14 protein-coding genes and 1 rRNA gene are annotated in these 14,483 nt (G+C 55.4%); 2 read left to right on the forward strand and 13 right to left on the reverse strand.

Going from position 1 to position 14,483, the window contains the following annotated elements; translation table 11 throughout:
- The 6 genes from B5M42_RS18335 to B5M42_RS18360 form a co-directional block, all read right to left on the reverse strand.
- Positions 1-515: ribosomal RNA gene (locus B5M42_RS18335) — 16S ribosomal RNA — on the reverse strand; the annotation flags it as partial.
- Positions 516-763: 248 nt separating this feature from the next.
- Complete coding sequence (locus B5M42_RS18340) at positions 764-1,774, reverse strand: DUF1835 domain-containing protein (RefSeq protein WP_134751864.1); 1,011 nt, start codon at positions 1,772-1,774, stop codon at positions 764-766.
- Between the two features lie 42 nt (positions 1,775-1,816).
- A complete protein-coding gene (gene ligA, locus B5M42_RS18345; RefSeq protein WP_134751862.1) occupies positions 1,817-3,841 on the reverse strand; it encodes an NAD-dependent DNA ligase LigA in 2,025 nt (674 codons plus the stop codon).
- 22 nt (positions 3,842-3,863) lie between these two features.
- On the reverse strand, positions 3,864-6,227 hold the full coding sequence (gene pcrA / locus B5M42_RS18350; protein WP_134751860.1) for a DNA helicase PcrA: 2,364 nt from the start codon (positions 6,225-6,227) through the stop codon (positions 3,864-3,866).
- A 22-nt stretch (positions 6,228-6,249) separates the two neighbouring features.
- A complete protein-coding gene (gene pcrB / locus B5M42_RS18355; RefSeq protein WP_134751858.1) occupies positions 6,250-6,936 on the reverse strand; it encodes a heptaprenylglyceryl phosphate synthase in 687 nt (228 codons plus the stop codon).
- Between the two features lie 197 nt (positions 6,937-7,133).
- Positions 7,134-7,628, reverse strand: a complete 495-nt coding sequence (locus B5M42_RS18360) for a DUF6130 family protein (RefSeq protein ID WP_134751856.1) — start codon at positions 7,626-7,628, stop codon at positions 7,134-7,136.
- A 144-nt stretch (positions 7,629-7,772) separates the two neighbouring features.
- On the opposite strand from B5M42_RS18360, the gene B5M42_RS18365 reads away from it, so the two are divergent.
- Positions 7,773-8,114, forward strand: coding sequence for an HNH endonuclease family protein (locus tag B5M42_RS18365; protein ID WP_134751854.1), 342 nt, complete (start codon positions 7,773-7,775; stop codon positions 8,112-8,114).
- A 79-nt stretch (positions 8,115-8,193) separates the two neighbouring features.
- On the opposite strand, the gene B5M42_RS18370 is transcribed toward B5M42_RS18365, so the two are convergent.
- The 5 genes from B5M42_RS18370 to B5M42_RS18390 all read right to left on the reverse strand — a co-directional run bounded on the left by B5M42_RS18370 (position 8,194) and on the right by B5M42_RS18390 (position 11,728).
- Complete coding sequence (locus tag B5M42_RS18370) at positions 8,194-9,054, reverse strand: spore coat protein (RefSeq protein ID WP_167689788.1); 861 nt, start codon at positions 9,052-9,054, stop codon at positions 8,194-8,196.
- Positions 9,055-9,083: 29 nt separating this feature from the next.
- Complete coding sequence (locus B5M42_RS18375; protein WP_134751850.1) at positions 9,084-9,308, reverse strand: hypothetical protein; 225 nt, start codon at positions 9,306-9,308, stop codon at positions 9,084-9,086.
- A gap of 146 nt (positions 9,309-9,454) precedes the next feature.
- Positions 9,455-10,486: an HD-GYP domain-containing protein gene (locus tag B5M42_RS18380; RefSeq protein WP_230632999.1), complete on the reverse strand. Its 1,032-nt coding sequence runs from the start codon at positions 10,484-10,486 to the stop codon at positions 9,455-9,457.
- A gap of 314 nt (positions 10,487-10,800) precedes the next feature.
- Positions 10,801-11,247: a DUF805 domain-containing protein gene (locus B5M42_RS18385; RefSeq protein WP_134751848.1), complete on the reverse strand. Its 447-nt coding sequence runs from the start codon at positions 11,245-11,247 to the stop codon at positions 10,801-10,803.
- Between the two features lie 145 nt (positions 11,248-11,392).
- Positions 11,393-11,728, reverse strand: a complete 336-nt coding sequence (locus B5M42_RS18390) for a DUF805 domain-containing protein (protein ID WP_134751846.1) — start codon at positions 11,726-11,728, stop codon at positions 11,393-11,395.
- A gap of 149 nt (positions 11,729-11,877) precedes the next feature.
- Here B5M42_RS18390 and B5M42_RS18395 point away from each other — a divergent pair, with 149 nt between their 5' ends.
- Positions 11,878-12,063: a hypothetical protein gene (locus B5M42_RS18395; protein WP_134751844.1), complete on the forward strand. Its 186-nt coding sequence runs from the start codon at positions 11,878-11,880 to the stop codon at positions 12,061-12,063.
- A 106-nt stretch (positions 12,064-12,169) separates the two neighbouring features.
- On the opposite strand, the gene B5M42_RS18400 is transcribed toward B5M42_RS18395, so the two are convergent.
- A complete protein-coding gene (locus tag B5M42_RS18400; protein ID WP_134751842.1) occupies positions 12,170-13,090 on the reverse strand; it encodes a DUF4340 domain-containing protein in 921 nt (306 codons plus the stop codon).
- Entirely contained in the window at positions 13,087-14,478 is a 1,392-nt protein-coding gene (locus tag B5M42_RS18405) for a GldG family protein (RefSeq protein WP_134751840.1), read from the reverse strand. Before B5M42_RS18405 ends, B5M42_RS18400 begins: the two co-directional genes overlap by 4 nt.
- Positions 14,479-14,483: the final 5 nt, after the last annotated feature.

Below are 14,483 nucleotides of genomic sequence, written 5' to 3' on the forward strand. Positions count from 1 at the left end.
TAGTTAGCCGGGGCTTTCTTCTCCTATACCGTCACATGTAGAGCAGTTACTCTCCACACTTTTCGTCTAGGGCAACAGAGCTTTACGATCCGAAAACCTTCATCACTCACGCGGCGTTGCTCCGTCAGACTTGCGTCCATTGCGGAAGATTCCCTACTGCTGCCTCCCGTAGGAGTCTGGGCCGTGTCTCAGTCCCAGTGTGGCCGTTCACCCTCTCAGGTCGGCTACGCATCGTCGCCTTGGTGAGCCATTACCTCACCAACTAGCTAATGCGCCGCAGGCCCATCCTCAAGCCACAGATTGCTCCGTGTTTCATGATCTCTCCATGCGGAAAGACCAGCTATCCGGTCTTAGCTATCGTTTCCGATAGTTATCCCGATCTCAAGGGCAGGTTGCCTACGTGTTACTCACCCGTCCGCCGCTAACCCTTTCCCGAAGGAAAGAATCCGCTCGACTTGCATGTATTAGGCACGCCGCCAGCGTTCGTCCTGAGCCAGGATCAAACTCTCCAATAAGGTGTGGACAATTGCTTGTCCGTTATTGTCAAGCTCAAATAGCTCAAAATTTACTGCTAGCGAGATTTTGCAATCTCTTGTTGTGAACTGCTAAGCAGTTCGTTCTGATTCGTTCATTCATTTGTTCAGTTTTCAAGGAGCTTTGTATTTCTGTGTTAAAGCGTTAATGCATTAATTCAAGTGGTGACAGAAATTTATATTAGCAGGTTTCAAACGGAAATGCAAGCACCTGAATGATTTTTTTTGTTCTACTCCCGAAAAAGCCGCATAACATCAGGACTCCAACGCCATACAGGCCCGTTCCCCTGCAAATGGACGCCCCCTATATGCACATCAATTCCATTCAAATGTATATGATCGCGTTCCCCGCGGAGGACATCATATCCCTTATCGAGCAGCGTCAGCCTCCAAGTTGAAAAATCGGGCGGCGGCACGGAGCCAAATTTCGGCAGGCCGCTCCCTCCATGCAGCTCGATAAGCGGAACGCGGCATAGACGAAGCTCGTCGATCAGCGCCCAAAACTGTAAATCCCCCAGACCGTAAGCAGCAGCGCGTTCGCAAACCGAACGAAACAGCGACAGCACTTCCCCCTGCCCGCCCTGCTCGGCCAGCATTTGCAGCACCAAATGCTGCAAGCCGCTTAAACCGTTAAATACGGAAGGGAAACGCTCCATATGCATCTGTAAAGCCTTATATATAAATGGTAAAGCCGATAGATCGTCCTTCTTGAACAAGCGCTCCAACGCTGCCGGGTCAGAGCTTGCATAGGCCGCCCATATACGCGAGCCGAGCCTAAGCTGCTCATCTTCAACCGGCGTCCACGTTCCATGCAGCGAAGCCGTCTGCTCCGGAGTCAGCTGCCCCAAACCAAAAAACGGCTCTACACCAGGAAACGAATCTAGGCAGACCATAAAAAGACGGGTGTGGTCAACCCCGGCTTGCTGAAGCCGAAAAAGCAGATAAGCCAGCATCAGCTGATCGTACAGATCATATTCGAACCATAATACAATCGATTCCGATGAGTCGACAAGAGCGTCAAGCTCGCGTTCCTGCCGCAAACCAGCTTCAATAAATATCTCCAACGGCACGCCGTGTTGCTGATTCATAAAGGCCGCGCGCTGCTCCAACAGCGGACGGATCGTTAAATCTTCGCCGATTGGTCCCTCGTAGAGCGATTCCCGCCAAACTACAATGCCCCCGGAGACGCCGGATGCTTCTAATCTGGCGGCAAATGAGTCGCCGTTCACAATATGCTGCATCCTGCACGCCTCCTTTTACCATCTGGCCCTATCGAGCCGCTGTTACGCTTCGCCCAGCATCGCAAGCAATTCCTGCTCATCTTCGATGACGCGAATGCCAAGGTCGCGAGCTTTGCTAAGCTTGCTGCCCGCGCTTTCTCCCGCAATGACGATGTCCGTTTTCTTGGAGACGCTGCCGGTGACCTTGGCGCCCAGCGCTTCGAGCTTTTTGGCGCACTCGTCCCGCCCCATCGAGCTTAACGTGCCGGTCAGCACGACGGTTTTGCCGAAAAACGGGTTATCCGTATTTACCTCTACAGCCTCGGGAGCTTCAGGCGGCACAGGAGTAACTCCGGCCTCCAGCATGCGCTTCAGACTATCTTCAATAACAGGATCACGGAAAAACGTGCAGATACTGTCCGCTACGATACCGCCAACATCGGGCAGCGTAATGAGCTCCTCCGTCGTCGCTTCTCTAAGCTTATCCAGACTGCGGTAATGGTCTGCGAGTACTTTGGTGGTCGTCTTGCCGGAGTTCGGGATGCCCAAGGCATATAAAAAGGACGCTAAATCCCTGGATTTGCTTTTATCCAAAGCGTCCAGAAGCTTACGGGCTTTTTTCTCGCCAAAACGCTCCAGCTTGATCAAGTCGTCAAACTGAAGGGCATACAGATCCGCCGGATCTTTGACGCCGAGCTCCTGATGCAGCTGTGCTGCGGTCATCTCGCTGAACGCCTCGATATCCATCGCATCGCGCGAAGCAAAATGGGTAATCCGGCCAATCAGCTGCGGACTGCAGCCCAGCCGGTTCAAGCAAAACAGATGCGCGCCGCGCTGTTCCAGCTCGCTGCCGCACGACGGGCAAACGACCGGAACGACAATTTCCTCCCCATCCTGCTCCTCGGTCACCTTGCCGAGAATTTCCGGAATGACGTCATTGGAACGGCGAATGTACACGAGGCTGCCCAGGGCATGCTTGAGATTTTTGCGTTCGATGTCGCCAGCGTTATTGAGGGTACAGTTCTGGACGGTAACTCCGGCCAGTTCGACCGCTTCAACGCGAGCTAACGGCGTAATTTTGCCGGTGCGGCCCACTTCCCAGGATACGCTTTGCAGCACAGTCGTCGCTTCTTCCGCTTCAAACTTGAACGCCACGGCCCAACGCGGAAATTTATCGGTGTAGCCGAGCACTTCGCGGGTGCGCATATCGGTCAGCTTCACCACCCCGCCGTCAATCAAATAATCGTAATCAAGCCGTTCCGCAGCAATACGCTCCAGTTCGGCAGCCACTTCTTCCATCGATTGAAAAAAACGGGTCCGGTCACTGACCTTAAACCGATTGTCGCGCAAAAACTGCAGCATGTCCGCGTGCGTCTCGAAGCGAATCCCGTCGGCATATCCTACGTTGTAAAAAAAAGCGTTCAGCTTGCGCTCGGCCGTCACCTTGGGATTCAGGTTGCGGAGAGCGCCGGCAGCGGCGTTGCGGGCGTTTTTGAGCGGCTCGGCCGCTGTCTTGTTGTATGCTTCAAGCACAGACAAGAACATCATCCCCTCGCCCTGCACCTCAATCGTCCCCTGGCGAAACGGAATCTCCAAAGGGATCGACTTGATTGTCTTGATTTGGGCTAAAATGCTTTCGCCGACAACGCCGTTGCCGCGCGTTGCCGCTTGCGTGAGCTTGCCGTCCGTATACGTCAGATTCAGCGTCAATCCGTCGAATTTCAGCTCGACGACAAAAGCAGGATCGGGCAGCGGCGTATCGGGGTTTTTACTGTTGTAGTCGTTAATCAGCTTGAGCACGCGCGCGTGCCAGGTCCCGAGATCCTCCGCGTTTTGCGCCTTGTCCAGACTCCATAGCCGGGACAAGTGGCGATGTGGCTCAAAACCCTTGAGTACTTCCCCGCCGACACGCTGGGTTGGCGAATCGGGCAAGATCGTACCGCTCTCCCGCTCCAGCGCGACGAGACGATCATACAGCACGTCGTAGTCCTTATCGGAAATCGTCGGATTGTCCAGCGTATAGTAATTGTAATTATGGTGATTGATTTCTTCGATGAGGGATTTCATTGCCGCCAGCGCTTCTGACATTACGGACGCTTCCTCTCTATATTTATTGCTTCGTGATCGGCGCGAACTGCGCCATCAGGCGTTTCAAGCCGACCGGGGCCGGAAACGCCACCTGCAGCTCGGTATCCGCGCCCGCGCCCTTTACGGTGACAACGGTGCCGATGCCCCATTTGCCGTGCGCGACCTTGTCGCCGGCCTTGTAATCGGCCGCCTTGTCGCCGCTCCCGGCCGCTGCCGCTCCCGGCCGGGCCACGCTCGCCGCGCCGCCGGACGCCGGCGCGCTGCCAAAGGCCGCGGGCTTGCCGAACGCGGCCGGCTGCCCCCAGGCGCTGCTGCCGCCGCCTGGGCTGCGCCCTGCGCCGACGGGCTTCGCCCCGGCGCCATATCCGCCGGCGGAGCTGCCGCCGCCGGACCAGGACCCGCGCGCAGAGCGCGCGTAGCCGCCACCGCCACCGCCTATCGAGACCTGCTCGACGATCTCCTGCGGGAGCTCGGCAAGAAATCTCGATGGAGCGTTGCTGGCGGTGCGGCCAAACAACGTGCGCATGCGCGCGCTTGTGAGGAACAGCTCCTCCTCCGCGCGCGTGATGCCCACGTAAGCGAGCCGTCGTTCCTCCTCAAGCTCCTCGTCGTCGGTGAACGCCCGGCTGTGCGGGAACACGCCCTCCTCCATGCCGATGATGAACACAACCGGAAATTCCAGACCCTTGGCGCTATGCATCGTCATCAGCACGACGGCGTCCTTCTCTTCCGTTTCCTTGTCCATCGTATCGATATCGGCAATCAACGCCAGATCGGTCAGGAACGAGACGAGCGATTTGTCCTCGTTGCGCTTCTCAAAATCGAGCGTCACGGACAGAAACTCCTCGATATTCTCCAGCCGTGCCTGTGATTCCAGCGTATTCTCGCGCTGCAGCTCCATCCGGTATTGGCTGAGCTCCAGCATCTTTTCGGTCAGCTCGGTGACCGACAAATAATCGACCATGCGGTTCAAATTCTCGATCATTTCGCGGAAATCGGCCAGCGCGTGCTTCGTACGGGAGCTGATCTCCAGCCCGTCGACTTCTTCCAGCACGGCAAACAGCGACTGACCGCGCCGTGCCGCCATATCGGCAAGCTTGTCCATCGTCGTATCGCCGATTCCCCGCTTGGGTACGTTCACGATCCGCGACAGGCTGATGTCGTCGTCCGGGTTGGAAATCAGGCGCAAATACGCCAGAATGTCCTTGATCTCTTTACGATCATAGAATTTGATGCCGCCAACGATCGTATACGGAATATCCGATTTGATCAAAATTTCCTCGATGACCCGCGACTGGGCGTTCGTACGGTACAAAATCGCGTGTTGGCTGCGGTTTTTGCCCTTGGCGACGTTTTTGTTGATTTCTCCGGCGATAAAATAGCCTTCCTCGTGCTCGGAATCGGCCTGATACAGCCTGATTTTGCTGCCGCCCTCTTTGTCCGTCCACAAATTCTTGGGCTTGCGTCCGGTGTTGTTGGCAATAACCTTGTTGGCTGCTTGTAAGATATTCGACGTGGAGCGGTAATTCTGCTCCAGATAAATCACTGTGGCGTTCGGGTAATCCTTTTCGAAATTCAGGATGTTCGTGATATCCGCGCCGCGCCAGCGGTAAATCGACTGGTCGCTGTCGCCGACGACGCAAATGCGCTTATGCTTGTCGGCAATCATCCGGCATAGCATATACTGCGCGCGGTTCGTATCCTGATATTCGTCCACGTGGACGTATTGAAATTTGTTTTGATAAAACTCCAGCACTTCCGGAACTTCCTTAAAAAGCTGAATCGTCGACATGATCAAATCGTCGAAATCCAGCGAATTGTTGGCCCGGAGCTTTTTCTGGTACAACGTGTATACCTTGGCAGTCAAGCCCTGAAAATAATCGCCGATTTTACTCTCGTATTGCTGCGCCGTCACCAGCTCGTTTTTCGCCGTGCTGATCTCGGCCTGAAACGCCTTAGGCTCGAACTTTTTCGTATCGATGTTCAGCTCCTTGCAGCACGTCTTGACCACGGAGAGCTGGTCGGCTGAATCGAGAATGGAGAAATTGGAGGTGAAGCCGATCCGCGAAATATCGCGACGCAGGATGCGTACGCACATCGAGTGGAACGTCGAGACCCAAATATCGTTCGCCGAGCCGCCAACCAGCTTGCCGACGCGATCCTGCATCTCCCGCGCCGCCTTGTTCGTGAACGTTATCGCCAGAATACTCCACGGAGCCGCCTTGCGCGTCGCAATCAAATAAGCAATGCGGTGCGTCAGCACGCGCGTCTTGCCGCTTCCCGCTCCGGCCATGATCAACAGCGGCCCTTCAACAGCTTCGACCGCCTTGCGCTGCTCGCGATTCAGGCGTTTTACCGCCTCCATGATATTTACCGTTTCGTTCATATCAGTACCTTCCTGTTCTTCGTTATCCGTCAAGCCGTACCGTGCGAAGCGCCTGCTCCAGATCGCTGTAAATAATGTTGCCGACCACGATCGTATCCGCAACGGCCGCCGCCGCCCGGGCCTTGTCCACGCTATCGATGCCGCCGCCATAAAACAGCCGCGCCTGCTCAAGTACAGCACCCGCTTTCTTCACCAGCTCCAGATCGCCGAACCGGCCGCTGTACTCCACATACACAATCGGCATGCGGAACAGCTTGTCCGCCATGCGGGCATAAGCCGCAACATCGCGGGCGTCCAGCGCCGTATTCGCCGCGGTCAGCTTCGCAGCCGTTGCCTCACCGTTCATAACAACATAGCCTTCGGTCAAAATCTCATCCCAATTAAGCAGCGCCCCGTATTCCTTGAGCGCGGTATGATGATGGCCGACAATCCATTGCGGGTCCCCGGCATTGAGCACCACGGGAATCAAAAACAAATCGAAGCCCGGCACAATCGCCTCGCGGCTGGAAATCTCCAGCACACAGGGCACCTCATAGCGGCGAATGCGCGCCAGTAAGTCGACGGTATTGTCGAAAGTCACGCCTGACGTTCCACCCACCATCATCGCATCCGTACCGGACAAGCAAAGCCGCTCCAGCGCCTCGTCGGCCAGCTCCTTGTCGGGGTCCAGCTTGAAAACATGCTTCCACTGACGTATATCAACGATCACCCGATTCCCTCCGATTAAGCGGCACTCATGCCATATTACCACCAGTCTATGCTACGGGCGGGGGTGTGTCAAATCGCGAAAATGCCGATAAAGAGCCCGCAAAGGCGTGAATTCTCCGATTTTTTCCTTGGCAAACACTTGTTCTTTTTTATGCGAAAAAAAGCCGGAGCGCTCGCTCCGGCCCGCTGCAACTTCGCTTATTTCGCCGCGCCGTCGGTTGCCGGCACTTGAATCGTCAGCTCTTTGCTTACATTTAGATCGGAATGATCGTTTTGCTGGAGCTCCAGCAAAACAACGTGCTTGCCTGCGCTCAGGTTGGTGAGCTTGACGGGGGCGTCCGTGTTCAGCATCGCTTTTTGCTTGCCGTCTACGTACAGATGCAGATGACCTTCGCCCGGCACATTAGATTTACCCATATGCTCGGCGGAAAGATCCAGGTTGGTTACGGTATACTGAATGATAGCGGTATTGCCGTCTTGCGCTACGGTAGCATTCAACGTCGGCTTGCCGTCGGCGCGCACGGTTTGTACGGCGGTGTCAGGTCCCGCTTCCGTCTTGACGGCAGCTGTACGAACCGAAGAGGTCATCCCTTGCTGTTCTGGCTGTGGTTCCTCCTCCTTGCTCCCGCAAGCGCTCGTAAGCGCTCCGAGCAGCAGCAGCGTGGCCGTTCCGTAAATCCAGGTTTTTTTCATCGTTTTGCACCCTTTTCCCCAGAATTGGACATCCTTTGTTCCTTATATATGTATGACAAGCAGGTTCAAGACCAGAATTCTTCAAAAAAGTGGACAATATATATCCAAGCCATTCTCAAGGTCCCCACGGAAAGGAGTACGTTCATGCCACAAAAACGCAAGCGGCCGCTGGCTGGCCCGCCGTTGGAAGCCCGGCCCGTCATCGGCAATTGCGAGCTTTGCGGGCGCGCCGGCGTCGCCACGACCGAGCATCATCTGACGCCGCGGGAATACGGCGGCGCGTTGCTGCCGACAGCCGCGCTTTGCGTCCCGTGCCATAAACAGATTCACGCCCTTTTTACCAACGACCAGTTGGCGGATGGTTTGCACACGCTGGAAGCGCTGCGGGCCAACCCCGACATCGCCAGTTTCCTGAAATGGATTCGCAAACAGCCGCCGGGCGCACTGCCGCGCATCCGCAAGTCGAATCGGTTAAAGGGACGGTGAAGCGATGCCAACGCAAAAGCGCCCCCTGCTCGCGTACATATGCGGCAAGGGGCGCTGGCTTTTTTTCACCTATAAGACTTTAGAAGCTGTATTTGCTGCCGTCCTGCGACTTCGTGCCGCTGGCCGAATAGGAGGAGACGTCCCCGCTCGTCGTGCTCTGGCTGCCCGTCTGACGCTGGTTGAAGCTTTGGGCTTTGCCCGTGGTCGCCGTTTCGTTGGCCGAGCCTGCGTAGTAGCCCGAACCCGTTTTGCCGGACGTGCTGCTGCCTACGCCGAAATCGGAGCCGAAGCTCGTCGTCGTGTTATACGTTTGATCCAGCGACGGCTGGAATTGCTGTGCAGACGCACTCGTACCGTAGCTGCCGGCTTGGCTATGCAACGGCTGTTGCTGCTGCTGTTGGTTTTGACCGTACAACACGCTGCCGTAGGCGGAGCCGCCCAGTTGCTGCTGCTGCGGCTGGAACGTTTGCTGTACGCCCGCTGTAGCCGGAATGAACGACTGCGTTTGGAGCGGAATTTGACCTTGGCCCTGCTGCTGGAACGATTGCGTTTGCAGCATGCCGCTTGTGTTGATTTTGCTCAGGTTCATCTGCACGAAAGACTGCAATTGCGCTGCCGTTTGGCTTTGCTTCTGCACCTCCTGCTGCAATTGCTGCTGCTGGGCCGGCTGGATATCGTTATAGCCGTTCAGCTTTTGCAGCTCTTGGAACACCTGCGCCTGCGCGTTCAGCGTTTGCTGAAGCAGCGACTGGAACAGCTGACGGATTTGCGGATTGGCCGCTTCCAGCGTCGCCGTAGCGTATTCGCGGGCGGTGCGCTTGAGTTCGGATAAAATAAAGTTGCCGAGGTCCTGCTCCTGCAGATAAACCTGCTGACCTTGGCCTTGCTGAGATTGCTGCGTGCCAAAGCTTTGGCCGGCATATGGATTTTGCTGATACACGTGCCTTGCACCTCCTGTGGTTGCGGATATTAGTGAGTGATGCCGGATTGCTGCTGCAGCGTATTGATCAGCAGGCTGACGGTTTGCAGACGCTCTTGGGACAATTGCGCCAACGTTTGCTTGAGCGACGGCGTCTGGCTTTCTACAGCGCCTTGCACGCTCAGCTTGATCAGGAGTTCCTCGTTCTTCAGAGAATCGGATATGTACGCGAGCTCTTTGCTGGAAATGGTTTGATTCGTCGTTTGATTGTACATGAGAATGTAACCCTCCTTTCCGTTGATAGCTATAGGTTTTCCCAATTTATTCCGCTTTATGTGCCGGGAAGAAAATTTTTTGGACATGCAAAAAAAGCCCCCGCGCCTGCCAAAGCAGACACAAGAGGCCCAAGCTTGCTGTGCAATCAAGCAATAATTTCACAAATGCGGACGTTCCGCTCCCTGCTCAAATCGACGAACGATTCGTTGATCCGCACCAGCGGCTTCAAATAATCATGCGGGTTGATATAGATAACCTCGCCCCACTGGCCGTCGTTCAGCAGCACCTTGCGCCCGACCATGCCCGCGGCGATATTCTGCAAAAAGACGTTGACGACATACGGATCCAGAATATTGCCGGTCCGATCCAGCAACTGATCGATCACCTCGTGGAAAGGAGCCGCTTCCTGATACGGACGGGTTGACGTCATCGCATGAAACACGTCGGCTACCGCGACAATCCGGCTCAAATCGTCAATTTGCGGGTCCTTGAGCTGCAGCGGATACCCGGCCCCGCATACGCGTTCGTGATGCTGCAGTGCGATCAGCGGAATACGGGGATTAATCCCCAGCGCTTCCTTCAGCATCTCATAGCCATAGATCGTGTGCCGTTTCACCTCGGAAAATTCTTCTTCCGACAGCTTATCCGGCTTTTGCAAAATCTCTTGCGAAATTCGCATCTTGCCGACGTCGTGCAAGGTCGCTCCGAGCGACAACACCGCCAGCTCCGCCTTGTCGAGCTTGAGCCATTTGCCAAGCAGCGTCGCCAGAACGCCTACGCCTACGCTGTGCTTATACGTATATTGATCCTTCACTTTTACGGAATCCAGCACCTCGAACAAGTTCGGATGCTCGGTAATCTGCTGAATGTACGGAATCAGCTCCGTCCGGATTTCCAGCAACGGCACCTTACGGTTGCGGCGAATCCGGTAGAACAGGTCCTCGGCGTACTGCGAAGCTTCGGCAACAAGGGATTCGGCGACAGTCGGCAGCGCCTCGGACGCATACATCAGATCGGCAGACGAGACGCGATGCTGCTGGAGCAGCTTGATATGCCCCCAGGTCAGCTTCGTGCGCGCGGGCACGAGCAGCAGCCCCGCTTTGCTGATGACGTCATGCTTTAACACTTTGCCGAGCAATTTGTCCATCGTTCCTTGATCCGATTTCTTCGTTACCATTCAGCAACCGCCCTCTCCTCATGAGTCCGTATAACCATAAGTGAACATTCCAATTATTAGGGAGAAAACCCTTTCAATTACATGCACATGTTCAAAATTTTGAAAATTTCAGACATCGTAATATTCATTTTAAACGCTTTCTTGCCGATAGTAAATAGTTAGGCTGTTCCAAAAGCAAATTTTTACCCATAATTTCGGAGATTTTTGCATGCGTTCCGCACATTTTAATTAACCATAGGTTTAAATGTTCGCTTCTGGCAGCTATTTTTCATCTAATTATACAAAAACCTCCCGATAAGGGAGGTCCGTTACGTTTAATATTTGGGATTGGGGCCGTATGGGTTGTTTCCTTCGCTATCCAGACAATAAAAAACGAGCAAAAGAATGCCGCCGACAAACGGCACCAACCCGATCAGCTGCCACCAGCCGCTGCGACCTGTGTCGTGTAATCTGCGCGCGCTAACGGCCAGGGTTGGCAACAGCGTAGCCAGTGAGTACGCCATATTCAGCAGACCTACGATACCAAGAATCAGCACCGCCCCCAAAGATCCCGCCCCGGAAAAATCGGGCAAGCCCGACGGATTATATTCCGACGCTTCACTAAACGCCGATGCGCTTAGCATCACAAAGCCAATCGTATAGCCGATGCCGAAAATAATGCCGATAATTCCCTGAATCAGCGTGAACATCCAGAACTCCTGACGCCGCGCCCGCCCGTCAAATACGGCGTAATTTTTCAAAACGCTGACATACCATCTCATGAATAATCCCCCTTACATGCTTGTAGCATGAAGTATACATTCGTAAAGAGGGACAATCAATACTTTTTTGGAGAAATTTATTTTTTTGCGAAAAAGAAGCCGTCCCGCCGTCAGCGGATGACTTAGGAACAGCCCCCCCTTCTGACTACTTCGGATTCGGGCCGTATTGATTGTCAGGTTCGCTGTCCTGACATAAGAATACGATCAGAATAATTGCACCGACCAAAGGAATCAAAGCGAGCAGCTGCCACCAGCCGCTTCTGCCCGTATCGTGCAGCCTGCGCGCAGCGACGGCCAGGGACGGCAGCAGCACCGCCAGCGAATACAAGCCCGACAAAAGCTGAATCCCGATGACACCGTCGATGATGCCAAGAATGATGCTGGCGATAATATTGAACAAAACAAACATCCAATATTCCTTACGCTGAGCCCTTCCCTGGAATCCTACATAATTTTTCCACACCTTCACATACCATTCCATTGTCCAAAAACCCCCTCGTGCGCTTATGGCAAGCCCGTGTAAGCTTACATGCGAGTATATTCGCGAACAGGGGATTTTTATGTCAAAAGTGTGTCGCGCCCGGCACGACAAAAAGCCACCCGCTCCCCGAAGGGAACAGGTGGCATTGCGTGCGCCGGGCAGCCTCGGCAGCACGCGGCTGGCGGCGCATTACGCTTGCCGGGATAACCGGCTGCCAGAGCCGCGCCGATCGGACAACGCCCGGACAACGGCTGCCAGACCGCGCCACTGGCCCGACCGACCGGGCAATGGCGGTCAGACATGCTTTGACGGGCGGCACAACCGACGTGAAATAACGACCAGACTCGCTCTGTTACAGAACGTTCCACCGGGCACAGCATGTCAGATCCGCGCTCTAGCGGCTGCCGCCGTCACCCCCGCCTCAGCGGTCGGGGCTGTGCGCTATTTGCTTTTGGCAGCAAAATCGTCGGCTGTTTTCTGCACATCCTCGCTCGTCAGCGCGTACGCCCAAGCGCCGCCCTGCTGACTCAGCCACACCAACGTATCGCTAAGCTTGCCCTCATACTGCTGCGTCTTGGCTGAGCCGTTGTCGTCCAGCGTCACCTCAAGGCTCAGCTCGCCTCCGGCCGTCGGCGCTTCAGCCACCGACTTCGTCAACTGCGACGTGCGCAGGAACGTCAAGCCATTCAGCAACCCGCTGGCATCCGCGCCGGTCAGCTCCTTGTCGCCGAGCTTCCATTTGGCGTCAGCAGCCGGCTTATCCTTCTCGCTTTTGGTCAGCAACCACGTCTGGCCCTTCCAGACCAGCTTGGCGCTTTGCACCTTATCGGCGTCAAAGGCTATTGGCTGCGCATCGATGAAATCGACCGGCGTATGGTTGAGCAGGCCAAGCGACTGGTCGCTTACCTGATACACGCCCGGCGCATCCTCCAGCTTCGCATACGAGTAGCCTTGAATCGGAAGCGGCTGACCAACCAGCAGCGCCTTCGACGTTCCGTCCTTCAACGTAATCCGGTAGGTTTGCAGCGGCTTGTCGAGCCCATAGGTCGCCAGATTGGCCGGATGCTCCTCGACCAGCTTCTCCTGCGTCACCAGACCGAGCGAGCTGATCCAGCTCTCCGCCTGATTGGCGCTCACCGGAGCCGGACCAGGCTTGGTCATCTCCCAGCCGCTGTCCTTGCGTTGCAACGCGACCTGATTGTCAGCCGACTCTACGCTCAGAGACTGCACCTCTTCGGCTTTGACGGTAACGAAGGCTTGCGGCTTGGGCTCCGCTTCCCGGAAAAAATTTTTGCTCGAAGCGAACCAGAAGCCCCCCGCGCAGACAAGCACAAGCAACAGCGTAGGCCACAAACGCTTCATCCCCGTCTCCTCCTCCACCAGATCAATCCGCCGGTCAGCAGCAGCACAAGCGGGAAGGCCACAATCGTCATGCTGAAAATAAAGTTGGCTTGCCCCGGCGAAATCAACGCTTCCTGATAAGCGTCGCCTTGACGCGGTCGGATCGTCACCTGATCCTTTTGCTCCTGCAGCCAGCCGATGCTGTTGAGCGCAAAATCTTTATTCCCCTGATTCTGGATTTCCTGATCGAGCAGGAACGTCGAGCCGCCGAGAATGACCGCTTTCGGCTTCTGGTCCTTGTCCTGCACGGCGTAGCCGAGATTCAGCGGACCTTTGACATCGGTGTCGTCCTGCTTGGTGCGCGATTGCTTGAGCATCGCGATATCCGTCTCGCCATAGGCCTTGTCGGTTGTCGTCAGCAGCAGCGAGGTCGTCAGATCGCCCGGATTCTCCTCCGCGCCCAGCGCCACGGCCAGCGACATGATCGTCACCAGATTGTATTGCGACAGCTTGCTTGTAATCTCATGAGAGCCGTACTCCGGAATGATCGTCAGCGGATCGAACAGCGTCGTTTGCTTGGCTTCAATCGCCACCGCATGCTGGTCCTTGACGCCGTATTCGCTCATAATCGAATCGATGTTTTTCCACTGTGTCGCCAGATTTTCATTAAAGCCGAGGGCGATGTAGATTTTACCCTTGCCTTTCAAATAAGCTTTGATCAGCTCGGTTTCCTTGTCGTTCAGATCGTTTTGCGGTCCGAGCAGCAGCAGCATCTGCGCATCGTCGGGAATTTTGCCGTCGCGGTACAGATTCAGCTCCTTCACCTCGAAGTTCTCGCCCTCCAGACTGCTCTTGAGCACGCTAAGCTGGGCCAGCGGCAGCTCCTGATGCCCGGAAAGCGCATAAACGATATGCTTCTCCTTGGACGTCAGGCCGGTGATCGCTTGCGTCAGCTTCTCCTCGCCGCTGAACTGGTAGGAGCCGTCCTGCTGCTGACCGGCGATAAACATTTCATAGAAGTTCACCGACTTCTTCTGGTCGCCGCTTTCGAAAATCAGCGTGCCGCCCTGATCGACGCCGTACTGCCGGGCCATCGAAGGCTGTTTGAGCATGTCGTATTCATCGAAGGTGATGTGACTGCTGCGTTTTTTGTATTCCTGCGCCATGTCGACGACCTGCCGGGTGACGAACTCGTTTTGTCCGGCATTCGTGAAGGCGATGATGTGGATGTCCTGATCGAGATTTTTCAACGTATTTAACGTCTGCTCGGAGAGCGTGAAGCTTTTATTTTTGGTCAGATCGAGCTGAAAGCCCTTCAAGGAATGCAGGAACAGCGTCAGGACGATAAAAATGCCGACGACGGCCAGCGAAACGACAACTGCGTTGGTGCCTCGTATCCATTTATTCATCGCGC

Source organism: Paenibacillus athensensis, assembly GCF_004514475.2.
Taxonomy (GTDB): Bacteria; Bacillota; Bacilli; order Paenibacillales; family NBRC-103111; genus Paenibacillus_AL; species Paenibacillus_AL athensensis.

Bases quoted from the DNA above. Each gene is read 5' to 3' on its own strand.
- B5M42_RS18340 (WP_134751864.1), bottom strand. From the start codon at position 1,774: ATGCAGCATATTGTGAACGGCGACTCATTTGCCGCCAGATTAGAAGCA.
- ligA (WP_134751862.1), bottom strand. From the start codon at position 3,841: ATGTCAGAAGCGCTGGCGGCAATGAAATCCCTCATCGAAGAAATCAAT.
- pcrA (WP_134751860.1), bottom strand. From the start codon at position 6,227: ATGAACGAAACGGTAAATATCATGGAGGCGGTAAAACGCCTGAATCGC.
- B5M42_RS18360 (WP_134751856.1), bottom strand. From the start codon at position 7,628: ATGAAAAAAACCTGGATTTACGGAACGGCCACGCTGCTGCTGCTCGGA.
- B5M42_RS18365 (WP_134751854.1), top strand. From the start codon at position 7,773: ATGCCACAAAAACGCAAGCGGCCGCTGGCTGGCCCGCCGTTGGAAGCC.
- B5M42_RS18375 (WP_134751850.1), bottom strand. From the start codon at position 9,308: ATGTACAATCAAACGACGAATCAAACCATTTCCAGCAAAGAGCTCGCG.
- B5M42_RS18380 (WP_230632999.1), bottom strand. From the start codon at position 10,486: ATGGTAACGAAGAAATCGGATCAAGGAACGATGGACAAATTGCTCGGC.
- B5M42_RS18385 (WP_134751848.1), bottom strand. From the start codon at position 11,247: ATGAGATGGTATGTCAGCGTTTTGAAAAATTACGCCGTATTTGACGGG.
- B5M42_RS18390 (WP_134751846.1), bottom strand. From the start codon at position 11,728: ATGGAATGGTATGTGAAGGTGTGGAAAAATTATGTAGGATTCCAGGGA.
- B5M42_RS18400 (WP_134751842.1), bottom strand. From the start codon at position 13,090: ATGAAGCGTTTGTGGCCTACGCTGTTGCTTGTGCTTGTCTGCGCGGGG.
- B5M42_RS18405 (WP_134751840.1), bottom strand. From the start codon at position 14,478: ATGAATAAATGGATACGAGGCACCAACGCAGTTGTCGTTTCGCTGGCC.